The sequence below is a fragment of the Pseudarthrobacter sp. NPDC080039 genome, from assembly GCF_040702335.1.
In the GTDB taxonomy this organism is placed as follows: Bacteria; Actinomycetota; Actinomycetes; order Actinomycetales; family Micrococcaceae; genus Arthrobacter; species Arthrobacter enclensis_A.
In genome coordinates this window covers 14,305-27,570 of sequence record NZ_JBFBKY010000017.1, presented here as the reverse complement: position 1 = coordinate 27,570, position 13,266 = coordinate 14,305, and the positions used below count along the sequence as shown (strand labels likewise).

The window sequence follows — 13,266 nt, the reverse complement described above, 5'->3', positions numbered from 1 at the left end:
CGTATTCTGAAAGCCGGTGGCTGAGGATTCCTCGGCCGCCGGCTTTTGGCATTGACGCCCAGTTCCACGAATTGAAAGCACCATGACTGACGAACTTGCTGCCGACGCGGCACGCCCTGTCCCACACCCGCACCGCCCCCGCCGGGCAGTCCTGCTGTCCCTGTTTGCCGGGTTCGCGCTCTTCGCCTACGTCCTGGACCAGCTGACAAAACTCTGGGTCACTTCCACGATGGTCGAAGGGGAGCGCATTCCCGTGCTGCCGCCCCTTCTGCACTGGTACTTCATCCGCAATTCGGGTGCCGCGTTTTCCATTGGCGAGAATGTCACCTGGGTGTTTTCCATCATCATGGCCGGCGTGGCCATCGCGATCCTCTTCCAGGTCCGCAGGCTGGGCTCGGCCTGGTGGTCACTGGCCCTGGGACTGCTGCTTGGCGGCGCCCTGGGGAACCTGACGGACAGGCTCTTCCGGGAGCCGTCCTTCGGCCTGGGGCACGTGGTGGACTTCATCCAGCTCCCCAACTTCGCCATCTTCAACATTGCCGACTCCGCCGTGGTGTCAGCCGTCGCCATCATCTGCATCCTGACCGTCCGGGGGATCGCCCTGGACGGAACCCGGCTCGGAAGCGGACACAAGGACAAGCCTGGCCATGACTGAACGCATCGTCATCGCCGAAGAGTTTGGCGGAACGCGGGCCGACGCCGGCCTGGCGGGCATCCTGGGGGTATCCCGTTCAGTCGCCGCGTCCCTGCTGGCCGAAGGCCACGTGCTGAACCGTGGCAAGGCGTTGGGAAAGTCGGCAAAGCTCGCCGCCGGTGACGTCCTGGACGTCACCGTTCCGGAACGGCGGGACCCGCTGGAAGTCGTGGAGGAAGTTGTGGAAGGCCTGAATATCCTGCTTGACGACGACGATTTCGTCGTCGTCGACAAACCGGTGGGCGTGGCAGCCCACCCCTCGCCCGGCTGGGTGGGGCCCACCGTGGTGGGCGGCCTGGCCGCCGCCGGGTACCGCATCTCCACATCGGGCGCCCCGGAGCGGGCAGGCATAGTCCACCGGCTCGACGTCGGAACCTCCGGCGTGATGGTGGTGGCCAAGTCAGAACGGGCCTACACAGCCCTCAAGCGGGCCTTCAAGGAGCGCACCGTGGACAAGGTGTATCACGCTGTGGTGCAGGGCCTCCCCGATCCCCTGGCCGGAACCATCGACGCCCCCATTGGCCGCCACCCGGGTCATGACTGGCGCTTTGCCGTCATTGAGGACGGACGCCCCTCGGTAACGCATTACGAAGTCCTGGAAGCATTCGGCAAGGCCAGCCTGGTGGAAGTCCACCTGGAAACCGGCCGTACGCATCAGATCCGGGTCCATTTTTCCGCTCTTCGGCACCCCTGCGCGGGTGACCTCACCTACGGCGCGGACCCCCGGCTTGCCGCCAACCTCGGGCTTACCCGTCAGTGGCTGCACGCCCGGGAGCTCTCGTTTGACCACCCGGTCACAGGGGAGCGCGTCACGGTCACCAGTGACTATCCGCAGGACCTGGCCTACGCACTGGAAGTGCTGGAGTCGGGCCAGGCCTGACACGGTAGGGCTGGCCTGGCTGCGAGGGGGCAGCGCTTAGAATGGTGCGGTGAGTTCCAGCAATGATTCGTTTGTCCACCTGCACACCCACACCGAATATTCCATGCTGGATGGAGCCGCCCGCCTGGGTGAGCTGTTCGACGAGACCGAACGACTGGGCATGCCGGCCCTCGCCACAACCGACCATGGTTACCTGTTCGGTGCGTTCGACTTCTGGCAAAAAGCCCAGGCCAAGGGCATCAAGCCGATCATCGGCGTCGAAGCGTATGTAACGCCGGGTACGGCACGCACCGATAAGGAGCGCGTTCGCTGGGGCGATGAATCCCAGCGCAAGGACGACGTCTCCGGCGGTGGCTCCTACACCCATATGACGCTCCTGAGCTATAACAACGTGGGCATGCGGAACCTCTTCCGCGCCTCGTCCATAGCCTCCCTCGACTCGGTGTTCGGCAAGTGGCCGCGGCTGGACCGGGAACTGCTCAATACCTATTCCGAGGGCCTGATCGCCACCACGGGCTGCCCGTCCGGCGAAGTGCAGACACGCCTGCGTCTGGGCCAGTACCGCGAGGCGCTTGAGGCCGCGGCGGAGTTCCGCGATATCTTCGGCGCGGACAACTACTTCTGTGAACTGATGGACCACGGGCTGGACATTGAGCGGCGGGTCACCGGTGACCTGCTGCGGCTGGCCAAGGACCTGAACCTTCCGCTGGTGGCCACGAACGACCTCCACTACACCCATGAACACGACGCCAAGGCGCACGAGGCCCTGCTGGCCATCCAGTCCGGCTCGACCCTGCTGGAACCCACCTATGACAACGGTGGTTCCCGGTTCGCGTTCTCCGGCAGCGGCTACTACCTCAAGTCCCCGCGGGAGATGAGGGAGCTGTTCCGCGACCATCCCGACGCCTGCGACAACACACTGCTCATCGCCGAGCGCTGCGAGGTGTCCTTCAACACGGACGCGAACTACATGCCGCGGTTCCCCTGCCCGCCCGGCGAGGATGAGACTTCCTGGCTGGTCAAGGAAGTGGACAAGGGCCTGAAGTACCGGTACCCCGGCGGCGTCCCCGATGAGGTGCGCAAACAGGCCGACTATGAGCTCGGCGTCATCACGTCCATGGGGTTCCCGGGATACTTCCTGGTGGTTGCGGACTTCATCAACTGGGCGAAGAACAACGGCATCCGGGTGGGGCCGGGCCGTGGCTCGGGTGCAGGCTCCATGGTGGCGTACGCCATGCGTATCACCGACCTGGACCCCCTGCGGCACGGGCTGATCTTCGAACGGTTCCTGAACCCGGACCGCGTCTCCATGCCCGACTTCGACGTCGACTTCGATGACCGGCGCCGTTCCGAGGTCATCGACTATGTGACCCGCAAGTACGGCGACGAGCGTGTGGCGATGATCGTCACGTACGGCACCATCAAGACCAAGCAGGCGCTGAAGGACTCCTCCCGCGTCCTGGGCTATCCCTTCAGCATGGGGGAGACGCTGACCAAGGCCCTGCCGCCGGCGGTGATGGCCAAGGATATCCCGCTGGCTGACATCCAGAACCCGGAAGCCAAGCGCTACAGCGAGGCAGGAGACTTCCGGCAGCTGATCGCCACGGACCCGGAGGCTGCCAAGGTCTTCGAGACGGCGCTGGGCATTGAGGGCCTGAAGCGGCAGTGGGGCGTGCACGCGGCAGGCGTGATCATGTCCTCGGACCCCATCATCGACGTCATCCCCATCATGCGCCGCTTCCAGGACGGCCAGGTGATCACGCAGTTCGATTACCCGACGTCCGAGGGACTTGGCCTGATCAAGATGGACTTCCTGGGCCTGCGGAACCTTACGATCATTTCCGACGCCCTCGAGAACATCAAGATGAACCGCGGCATCGACCTGGACCTGGAAAACCTCGAACTTGACGACGCCGCGTCCTACGAGCTCCTGGCCCGCGGCGACACCCTGGGCGTGTTCCAGCTCGACGGCGGTCCCATGCGGTCGCTGCTCAAGCTGATGAAGCCTGACAACTTCGAAGACATTTCCGCCGTTCTGGCGCTGTACCGCCCGGGCCCCATGGGCGCCAACGCCCACACCGACTATGCGCTGCGCAAGAACGGCATCCAGGAGGTCATCCCCATCCACCCGGAGCTGGAGGAGCCCCTCAAGGAAATCCTCGGCGGGACCTATGGCCTGATCGTGTACCAGGAGCAGGTCATGGCCGTGGCGCAGAAGCTGGCCGGCTACTCGCTGGGCCAGGCAGACATCCTCCGCCGGGCGATGGGCAAGAAGAAGAAATCCGAGCTGGACAAGCAGTTCGCCGGCTTCTCCCAGGGCATGCAGGACAACGGCTACTCCATGGAGGCAGTGAAAACCCTGTGGGACATCCTGCTGCCCTTCTCCGACTACGCCTTCAACAAGGCCCACTCCGCTGCCTACGGCGTGATCTCCTACTGGACCGCGTACCTGAAGGCACACTATGCGCCGGAGTACATGGCGGCGCTGCTGACGTCGGTGGGCGATGACAAGGACAAGTCCGCGATCTACCTCAACGAGTGCCGGCGCATGGGCATCACCGTGCTTCCACCGGACGTCAACGAGTCCGCGCTCAACTTCACCCCGGTAGGCAACGACATCCGCTTTGGCATGGGCGCCATCCGCAACGTGGGCGTCAACGCCGTGGAGGCCATGGTGGCCGCCCGCGAAAGCGAGGGCGCGTTCACCTCGTTCAAGGACTACCTGATGAAGGTCCCGGCCGTGGTCTGCAACAAACGGACCATCGAGTCCCTGATCAAATCAGGCGCCTTCGACTCGCTGGGCCACCACCGCCGTGCCCTGGCCATGGTCCACGAAGAGGCCATCGACTCCGTCATCACCCTCAAGCGGAATGAGGCCATCGGCCAGTTCGACCTCTTCGCCGGGTTCGAGGACGCCGGGGAGGAATCGTCCTCCCTGAGCATAGAGATTCCGGACCTGCCGGAGTGGGAAAAGAAGGACAAGCTCTCCTTCGAGCGGGACATGCTGGGCCTGTACGTCTCCGACCACCCGCTGCAGGGGCTGGAAGGCCTCCTGGCCCAGCACGCCGAGATGAGCATCACCACCATCCTCGGCGAGGACGGTCCGCAGGACGGCGCCATCATCACCATCGCCGGAATGATCACGTCGCTGAGCAGGCGCATCGCCAAAGCCAGCGGCAACGCCTACGCCCGGGCGGAGGTGGAAGACCTCGGCGGTTCCATCGAAGTCATGTTCTTCGGCCAGGTCTACGGGCCCATCGCTTCGGTCCTTGCCGAAGACCTGATCGTGGTGGTGAAGGGCCGCCTGCAGAAGCGCGACGACGGCGCCATCACCCTGAACTGCATGGAGCTGTCCGTCCCGGACCTCAGCGAGGGGCTGCACGGGCCCCTGGTGATCACCATGCCCACCTTCAAGGCCACCGAAGCCGTGGTCACCGAGCTGGGTGATGTGCTGCGCACCCACCGGGGCAACTCCGAAGTCCGGCTGCACCTGCAGGGCGACACCCGGACCGAAATCATGGGCCTGCCCGTCCACCTCCGGGTGAACCCCAGCCCGTCACTGTTCGGCGACCTGAAGGTCCTGCTGGGCCCGGCCTGCCTGGACGCATAAACCGGGACGCCTGACAAAGACGCGGTCGACGGCGGGAAGCACCTCCCGCCGTCGACCGCGTCTTTCATGCCCGGTTGGTGTTGCCGGGGTCAGATTTCGTAGTCGAGCGGCACCGGCTGCCCGTAGGCGCCGCCGTGGTACAGCAGGGGCGAGCCCTCGCCGCCTACCTGGCCGTCCACCACTTGGACCACCACCACCGCGTTGTTCTCGAACGAGAGCCTCATTTGCACCTCGCCGATCAGCCAGCCGGCAACATCCTTCAGGATGGGCACGCCGTGAGGTCCGATGTCCCAGTGCTTGCCTTCGAAACGGTTGCCTGGCCGGGCGAAGCGCGCGGCAAGCTCCTGGTTTTCCAGCCCCAGCATGTGTACGCCCAGGTACTGGGTGTTGGCCACGGCCGGCCACGACCTGGAACTGCGCGCCATGTTGAAGGTAAAACGCGGCGGCTTGGCGGACAGGGAGGCCACGGAGGTCGCGGTAAAGCCGTAGGGCTCATCCTGGTAGTTCACGGTGATGATGGCGACGCCCGCGGCGTGACGGCGGAACATCTCCCTGAACGTCTGCTCAAAGGGCTCGCTGTTGTCGGTCACCGGAACTCCTGCAGTAGGTGGCGTAATTCTCTCTCCAAGAGTATTGGTCCCCGGCGGTGGCGGGAAAACAGCCGGCGGCAGCAGTTCCGCCCCTGTCCTTGCAGGAACCTTTGTTAAGGTGTGTTGCATGACAAACTTGGCCCGCCCTGCCCGGCGCCTGCTGCCTTGGTCCCTGCTGCTGGTTCCGGTGGTTGCGGGCATCCCGGCCGGCGTGCTGTGGTGGCTCCTTGCCCCGGGCGGATTGAACCTGATCACCCGGGATCCGGCGCTGGCTTCCGGTACCGCTCCCGTGGTGTGGCTGCCCCGCGACCTCACCCTGGCAGGCATCCTGCTGCTCGGCGGCTGCCTGCTTGCCGTGTTCCTGGCGGACGGCAGGCGTCCGTCACCGCAGGCGGCGCTCTTGACGGGCCTGGCGGGAGCGTTGGCCGGCAGCGTGGTGGCATGGGGAACAGGTATCCTCGTGGCCCGGCTCTTCGGTCCGGCCGTTGATACGTCCGCCAATGCCAGCCTTGCCTTCTCCTTGCGGGCGTGGCCGGTGCTGCTGCTCGGCCCCGCCGCCACAGCCGTGTCGGTCTTCGTCCTGGAACTCGTGGGTACGGGCAGCACGAAGCCCGCGGCCGGCGATGCCGGAACTCCGGCCGGCCTCGGCGCCGTAAAATAGTCCGGTGACCACTTCCCCCGACGTTCCCGCCCCCGTGACAGCCGCCGTCGACTTCCGCACCGTCGATCTTCGCGGCCGCGACCTGACCCTCGCCGCCCTCCGTGCCGCCGTTCCCCGCGCCAAGGGCCAGACCGTGGCCGATGCCGAGGACAAAGTCCTCCAGATCATTTCGGCCGTGCGCGGGCGGGGCTTCGCTGCCCTGTCCGAGCTGGCAGAGAGGTTCGACGGCGTTGCGCAGGAACACCCGCTGGTCCCCATAGAAGCGCTCGCCAACGCCCTTGACCAGCTGGATCCTGCCGTGCGGGCCGCGCTGGAGGAGTCCATCAGCCGGGCACGGAAATTCGCCGACGGGCAGCGTCCGCGCAATGTCGACGTGGAACTGGGTGACGGCGCCGTGGTCAGCCAGAACTGGGTGCCCGTGGCGCGCGTGGGACTGTACGTTCCCGGCGGACTTGCGGTGTACCCCTCGTCGGTGATCATGAACGTGGTGCCGGCACTGGCGGCAGGGGTGGAATCAATTGCCCTGGCCTCGCCCCCGCAGAAGGAGTATGGCGGGCTGCCGCACCCCACGATCCTGGCCGCGGCTGCACTGCTGGGTATCACGGAGGTCTACGCCATTGGGGGCGCCCAGGCCATCGCAGCCTTCGCTTACGGCATCGAAGCCAGCGCCGCCGGACCGGCCCTGGAACCGGTGGACGTGGTGACCGGACCGGGCAACATCTTCGTTGCCACCGCAAAGCGCCTGGTTAAGGGCGTGGTGGGAATCGATTCCGAGGCCGGGACCACGGAAATCGCCATCCTGGCCGACGATTCCGCGCAGCCCGCGTTGGTTGCCGCGGACCTCCTCAGCCAGGCCGAGCATGATCCCAAGGCGGCGTCAGTCCTCATCACCGACTCCGAGGACCTTGCCATGGCTGTACGGGCCGAACTGGCGCTCCAGGCCGCAGCCACCAAGCACGCGGCCAGGGTACAGGAGGCGTTGTCCGGCCCGCAGTCCGGCGTGGTGCTGGTGGACGGCCTGGAGCAAGGGATTGCCGCCTGCGATGCCTACGCCGCCGAGCACCTGGAGATCATGACCCGGAATGCCGCGGCCGTGGCAGCGCGCATCCGCAACGCCGGCGCCATCTTCGTGGGCGACTACAGCCCCGTCAGCCTGGGGGACTACTGCGCGGGCTCCAACCACGTCCTGCCGACCAGCGGCACGGCCGCGTTCTCGTCCGGGCTGAACGTGACCACCTTTTTGCGCGCCATCCAGGTCATCAACTACAGCCGGGATGCACTGGCCGAGGTCAGTGGGCACATCGTGAGCCTGTCCCAGGCGGAGGACCTGCCTGCCCACGGGGACGCCGTCACGGCGCGTTTCCCGGGCAGCAACGGGTGACACTACTACATGTAGTAATTACAGGATTGTTATTACCCCAAATATGCCCGTAAACTGAAGGATGCCACGGCATCGCCCCCCGGCGGTGCTGGTGGCTTCCAATGATGCTGCACGCTACAAGCGAAAGGGGGGAACGCCATGTACTGTCCGTTCTGCCGCAACCCCGACTCCCGCGTGGTGGACAGCAGGATGGCGGATGACGGTTCGGCCATCCGCCGCCGCCGGCAGTGTCCTGAATGCGGCCGCCGGTTCACCACCGTTGAGACCACCAGCCTTTCGGTGATCAAACGGTCGGGCGTGGGCGAGCCCTTCAGCCGCAGCAAGGTCATCAACGGCGTGCGCAAGGCCTGCCAGGGCCGCCCGGTGAGCGAGGATGACCTCGCTATGCTGGCCCAGGAAGTGGAAGAGCAGATACGCTCCTCCGGTGCCGCCGAAATAGACGCCCACGAGGTGGGGCTGGTGATCCTGGGGCCGCTGCAGAAGCTGGACAAGGTGGCGTACCTTCGCTTCGCCAGCGTGTACCAGGCGTTCGAGTCCCTCGAGGACTTTGAGACCGCCATCGCACTGCTGCGCCACGAGGCCGAGGAAGACGCCAAGGGCGCAGCCGGTGGGGCCAGGAACTCCGAGAAAAGCCCCCTCTAAACTCCGGTGGCGGCAGCGGAGGGGAAGCCGCAGCCGCCACCGGCACCACTCCTATTTGGACAGCTGGTGCTTGATGGCAATTTCCAGCGCGGCCCCCACAATGCCTGCCTCGTTGCGCAGGACTGCCGGGACAATCGGTGTGCGCAGCTTGAGGTTGGGAAGATATTCGTCGGCGCGCTTCGAAATGCCGCCGCCCACGATGAACAGTTCCGGTGAGAACAGGAACTCCACGTGCGAGAAGTACCGCTGCAGGAGCACGCTGTACTCGTCCCAGGTCAGTCCGTCGCGTTCGCGGGCTACGGCCGATGCCTTCGATTCGGCGTCGAAGCCGTCAATTTCAAGGTGGCCAAGCTCAGCGTTGGGAACGAGTTTGCCGTCGAAGATGAACGCTGAGCCGATGCCGGTGCCCAGGGTGATCACCAGGACCGTGCCGGACACGCCCGCGCCGGCACCGTAGCGGGCTTCGGCCAGGCCGGCGGCATCGGCGTCGTTGATGACCTCCACGGGCCGGCCAAGACGGGCGGTGAGGAGGGCGTCGATGTCCGTGTCAAGCCAGCTCTTGTCCACGTTGGCGGCGGAGTGGACCACGCCGTGCTGGATGATGCCGGGGAAGGTCACTCCCACGGGCGAGCCGGCCTCGGGGGCCTCAGGGCGTGCCGAAAGCTCGGCCACCACCAGAGCCACGGCCTCCGCGACGGCCTCGGGGGTGGCGGGCTGCGGGGTGGGTACGCGGAAGCGTTCGCCCAGGAGCTTGCCCTTCTTCAGGTCGACAATGCCGCCCTTGATGCCCGTACCACCGATGTCGATGCCGATCAGCGGTGCGTTCTTGTGCGACTTCTCGTCCTTCTTGGCCAATGGGATTCCGTTCTTAACAGGGGCGGGCAGGAAAACGGGCCAACATGGGTGGCCCATAACAGGTGTCCGGTCTGCACCGGCAGCCATGCCTGGGGGCATGGGATGAACTACGGGAGGGTGAGGATCTCGGCGCCGGCCTCGGTGACCAGCAGGGTGTGCTCGAACTGGGCGGTACGCTTGCGGTCCCGCGTGACGACAGTCCAGTCATCGCTCCACATGTCCCACTCCACGGTGCCCAGCGTGAGCATCGGTTCGATGGTGAACACCATGCCGGTTTCGATCACTGTGTTGTAGGCAGGGGCGGCATCGTAGTGCGGGATGATGAGTCCGGTGTGGAAGGCCTCCCCGACGCCGTGACCGGTGAAATCGCGGACCACGCCGTAGCCGAACCGTTTGGCATAGGACTGGATGGCCCGGCCAATGACATTGATTTCGCGCCCCGGAGCCACGGCCTTGATGGCCCGGTTCAGGGACTCCTGGGTGCGCTCCACCAGCAGCCGGGATTCCTCGTCCACGTCACCCACCAGGAAGGTGTAGTTGGTGTCGCCGTGAACGCCGTTGATGTAGGCCGTGATGTCGATGTTGAGGATGTCGCCGTCCTGGACCACCGTGCTGTCGGGGATGCCGTGGCAGATGACCTCGTTCAGCGAGGAGCACAGGGATTTGGGGAACCCCCGGTAGCCGAGCGTAGACGGGTAAGCGTGGTGGTCCAGCAGGAACTCGTGGCCCACCTTGTCCAGCTCATCAGTGGTGACACCTGGCTGAATGTGCTTGCCGACTTCCACGATGGCCTGTGCGGCAATCTTTCCGGCGACCCGGATCTTTTCTATGGTCTCCGGGGACTTGACCTCGGAACCGGTGAATTTGGCTGGAGCTGTCTTGCCGACGTACTCCGGACGGGGGATGGACGCCGGAACGGGACGCTGCGGACTCAGGGTACCCGGGGTGAGGGTGCCAATGGGTGCAGTCGAGGCAAGGGAAGGCATAGATTGATCATATAAGGCACCACAGAACGCCTAACAACCGACAAGCGGGGAGGGCGCACGTAAGTGTTTGTGTTACGTGGGTCACCCCATGCGCCTGTCGCCGGAACGAGGAGCAACGATGACTGAGTACTGGTTCAACGTCAACACCCACGAAGTGGAAGAAGACCGGCTCTCGGACTGGAGCCAGCTCATTGGGCCCTACAAGACCCGCGAAGAAGCGGAACACGCCATCGAGAAGGTCAAGGCGCGCAACGAGGCCTGGGAAAAGGGCGACGACGACTGACCGGTTGGGGGCAGGCGTCAGGGCGTCGGGCGGCACTCCTCCGCGGACTGCCTCGGCCGCGGACGGCCTCACCTTGACGTCCGCTTCCGGAGTACCGCCCGGACGCCGCAGGTCATCCGGGCATATCCGTCAGTCGCCGGTTCCGAGGTGGCGTCCGGCCGAAGTTGAAAGTTTAGAAGGAGTGTTCCGGGCCGGGGAACTGGCCTGAACGGACGTCGTCACCATAGGCGGTGGCGGCGTCGAGCAGTGTGCTGCGGAGGTCCGCGTACTGCTTGACGAACTTGGCCATCCGGCCGCCCCGGAGCCCGGCCATGTCCTGCCAGACCAGCACTTGGCCCGTGGTCGCGTTTCCGGCGCCAATGCCGATGGTGGGGACGTCCACGGCGGCATCGACGGCGGCCGCGGTTTCGGCCGGCACCATCTCCATCAGCACGCAGAATGCCCCTGCGTCGGCAAGGGCGCGGGCGTCGTCGATCAGCCGCTGGGCGTCGTCGCCGCGGCCTTGGACGCGGTATCCGCCCAGCGCGTGTTCGCTCTGCGGGGTGAAGCCGATGTGCGCCATGACCGGAATGCCCGCCTGCACCATGGCCCGGACCGTTGGTGCGTAATACTTTCCGCCCTCGATCTTTACCGCGTGGGCAAGCCCTTCCTTGAGGAACCTGACGCCGGCGCCCACGGCCTGTTCGGCACTGACCTCGTAGCTGCCGAAGGGCAGGTCCGCCACCACCAGGGCACGCTTGGCTGACCTGGCTACTGCGCGGCACAAAGGGAGCAGCTCGTCCACGGTGACCGGGAGGCTGGTCTCATTGCCAAAGACGTTGTTTGAGGCGGAATCTCCCACCAGGAGCACCTCGATGCCTGCGGCGTCGAAAATTTCGGCCGTGTACTGCTCGTAGGCGGTGAGCATGGCGAATTTGGTGCCTTCGCGCTTGGCCTGCTGCAAGTGGTGGATACGGACCTTCGCCGGCTTCCGTTCGGCCGCAGCCGGTGTGTCTGGCCCGCTGCCGTACGGTGCGGGTACTTCTGCGGACGCGCTGGAGTCGGAGCTGTTGCTGGATGCCATGGGATGAGCGTAATGCGGTACCCGCCGTACTAGCTACCGCGCTCCGCATCGGGACCGGTGATTAGCGTCATAACGGGAGCCGGCGGAAGGGCGTCACATGCCGTCGGAAACGGGGCCGGCGGCATCTGACGGCGGGGCGGCAGGTTAATGCTGTGTTACGCAGGCCCCAGGCTTCAGCATGAGCGGCGAATGATTAGTACAGTGTTGATGAACTGCTGCCGGCTTTCCCCTTGTGCGGACCCGGAGCATGGACGTTGACCGGAGAAGAGGCCATCATGGACCGCCAGCAAGAGTTTGTCCTGCGCACGATCGAAGAGCGCGACGTACGTTTCGTGCGCCTGTGGTTCACCGACGTCGTGGGTTCGCTGAAGTCCGTGGCGCTTGCACCGGCAGAAGTGGAGGGAGCGTTCGAGGAAGGCCTGGGCTTCGACGGCTCCTCCATCGAGGGCCTGGCCCGCGTCTTCGAATCGGACATGCTGGCCCAGCCCGATCCCGCCACCTTCCAGATCCTGCCGTGGCGCGGCGAGACCGAGCAGACCTCGCGCATGTTCTGCGACATCCTCACTCCCGATGGCGAGCCCTCGGCGGCGGATCCCCGCAATGTGCTCAAGCGAACCCTGGCCAAGGCCGCGGACATGGGCTTCACCTGCTACACCCACCCGGAGATCGAGTTCTACCTGCTCAAGTCCCACGAGCCGGGGCCGAATGGCGCGCCGGTGCCGGTTGATGAGGGCGGCTACTTCGACCACGTTCCTGGCGGTGTGGCCCAGGACTTCCGCCGCACAGCGGTGACCATGCTGGAATCGGTGGGCATTTCCGTTGAGTTCAGCCACCACGAGGCCGGCCCGGGCCAGAACGAAATCGACCTCCGCTACGCGGACGCACTGCAGACGGCCGACAACATCATGACGTTCCGCACCGTCATCAAGGAGGTGGCGCTGCAGCAGGGTACCTACGCCACGTTCATGCCCAAGCCGTTCACCGACCACCCCGGGTCCGGGATGCACACGCACTTCTCGCTCTTCGAGGGCGACAGCAACGCGTTCTTCGAGGCCGGTGCCGAGTTCCAGCTGTCCAAGACGGCCCGGCAGTTCATCGCCGGCATCCTCAAGCACGCTCCCGAGTTCACAGCTGTCACCAACCAGTTCGTCAACTCCTACAAGCGCCTGTGGGGCGGCGGCGAGGCGCCCAGCTACCTGAGCTGGGGGCACAACAACCGCTCCGCGCTGGTCCGTGTGCCGCTGTACAAGCCGGGCAAGGGCCAGTCCGCCCGGATCGAATACCGCGGCATCGACTCCGCGGCGAACCCGTACCTGGCCTACGCCGTCCTGCTCGGTGCCGGCCTGAAGGGCATCGAGGAAGGTTACGACCTTCCGGCTGCCGCCGAGGACGACGTCTGGTCGCTGAGCTCGGCCGAACGCCGTGCCATGGGCCACGATCCGCTCCCGGCCAGCCTGCACGACGCCATCCGTTCGATGGAAGACTCCGAGCTGATGCCGCAGATCCTGGGCGAACAGGTCTACGAGCACTTCCTGCGCAACAAGCGCGCCGAGTGGCAGGACTACCGCCTGCAGGTGACGCCCTACGAGCTGCAGCGCAACCTCGGCATCCTCTAGGTGCC

The 13,266-nt window shown here is 65.5% G+C and carries 12 protein-coding genes; 8 read left to right on the top strand and 4 right to left on the bottom strand.

Annotated elements, in window-relative coordinates:
* Window positions 1-82: 82 nt before the first annotated feature.
* Genes lspA through dnaE form a run of 3 tightly spaced genes read left to right on the top strand, consistent with a single transcriptional unit; the run spans window position 83 to window position 5,184 of the window.
* A complete protein-coding gene (gene lspA, locus AB0313_RS16215) occupies window positions 83-655 on the top strand; it encodes a signal peptidase II (RefSeq protein ID WP_366306773.1) in 573 nt (190 codons plus the stop codon).
* The gene (locus AB0313_RS16210; RefSeq protein WP_141940883.1) at window positions 648-1,574 is read left to right on the top strand and encodes an RluA family pseudouridine synthase; all 927 of its coding nucleotides are present in this window, start codon (window positions 648-650) and stop codon (window positions 1,572-1,574) included. The genes lspA and AB0313_RS16210 overlap by 8 nt, the downstream gene beginning before the upstream one ends.
* A 49-nt stretch (window positions 1,575-1,623) precedes the next feature.
* On the top strand, window positions 1,624-5,184 hold the full coding sequence (gene dnaE / locus AB0313_RS16205; protein ID WP_141940884.1) for a DNA polymerase III subunit alpha: 3,561 nt from the start codon (window positions 1,624-1,626) through the stop codon (window positions 5,182-5,184).
* 89 nt (window positions 5,185-5,273) lie between these two features.
* On the opposite strand, the gene AB0313_RS16200 is transcribed toward dnaE, so the two are convergent.
* Entirely contained in the window at window positions 5,274-5,774 is a 501-nt protein-coding gene (locus AB0313_RS16200; protein ID WP_366306771.1) for a flavin reductase family protein, read from the bottom strand.
* Window positions 5,775-5,901: 127 nt separating this feature from the next.
* Between AB0313_RS16200 and AB0313_RS16195 the strand changes: the two genes are divergently transcribed.
* From AB0313_RS16195 to nrdR, 3 genes are all read left to right on the top strand, one after another.
* Window positions 5,902-6,435: a hypothetical protein gene (locus AB0313_RS16195; RefSeq protein ID WP_366306769.1), complete on the top strand. Its 534-nt coding sequence runs from the start codon at window positions 5,902-5,904 to the stop codon at window positions 6,433-6,435.
* A gap of 4 nt (window positions 6,436-6,439) precedes the next feature.
* Window positions 6,440-7,816: a histidinol dehydrogenase gene (hisD, locus tag AB0313_RS16190; RefSeq protein WP_366306767.1), complete on the top strand. Its 1,377-nt coding sequence runs from the start codon at window positions 6,440-6,442 to the stop codon at window positions 7,814-7,816.
* Between the two features lie 138 nt (window positions 7,817-7,954).
* On the top strand, window positions 7,955-8,458 hold the full coding sequence (nrdR, locus tag AB0313_RS16185) for a transcriptional regulator NrdR (RefSeq protein ID WP_141940887.1): 504 nt from the start codon (window positions 7,955-7,957) through the stop codon (window positions 8,456-8,458).
* Between the two features lie 51 nt (window positions 8,459-8,509).
* Here nrdR and ppgK read toward each other — a convergent pair whose 3' ends face one another.
* Window positions 8,510-9,313, bottom strand: a complete 804-nt coding sequence (gene ppgK / locus AB0313_RS16180) for a polyphosphate--glucose phosphotransferase (RefSeq protein WP_141940888.1) — start codon at window positions 9,311-9,313, stop codon at window positions 8,510-8,512.
* 107 nt (window positions 9,314-9,420) lie between these two features.
* Window positions 9,421-10,299, bottom strand: coding sequence for a type I methionyl aminopeptidase (map, locus tag AB0313_RS16175; protein WP_141940889.1), 879 nt, complete (start codon window positions 10,297-10,299; stop codon window positions 9,421-9,423).
* Window positions 10,300-10,417: 118 nt separating this feature from the next.
* Here map and AB0313_RS16170 point away from each other — a divergent pair, with 118 nt between their 5' ends.
* Complete coding sequence (locus AB0313_RS16170; protein ID WP_018763572.1) at window positions 10,418-10,582, top strand: SPOR domain-containing protein; 165 nt, start codon at window positions 10,418-10,420, stop codon at window positions 10,580-10,582.
* Window positions 10,583-10,754: 172 nt separating this feature from the next.
* Here AB0313_RS16170 and panB read toward each other — a convergent pair whose 3' ends face one another.
* On the bottom strand, window positions 10,755-11,645 hold the full coding sequence (gene panB / locus AB0313_RS16165) for a 3-methyl-2-oxobutanoate hydroxymethyltransferase (protein ID WP_366306764.1): 891 nt from the start codon (window positions 11,643-11,645) through the stop codon (window positions 10,755-10,757).
* Between the two features lie 275 nt (window positions 11,646-11,920).
* On the opposite strand from panB, the gene glnA reads away from it, so the two are divergent.
* Window positions 11,921-13,261, top strand: a complete 1,341-nt coding sequence (glnA, locus tag AB0313_RS16160; RefSeq protein ID WP_141160830.1) for a type I glutamate--ammonia ligase — start codon at window positions 11,921-11,923, stop codon at window positions 13,259-13,261.
* Window positions 13,262-13,266: the final 5 nt, after the last annotated feature.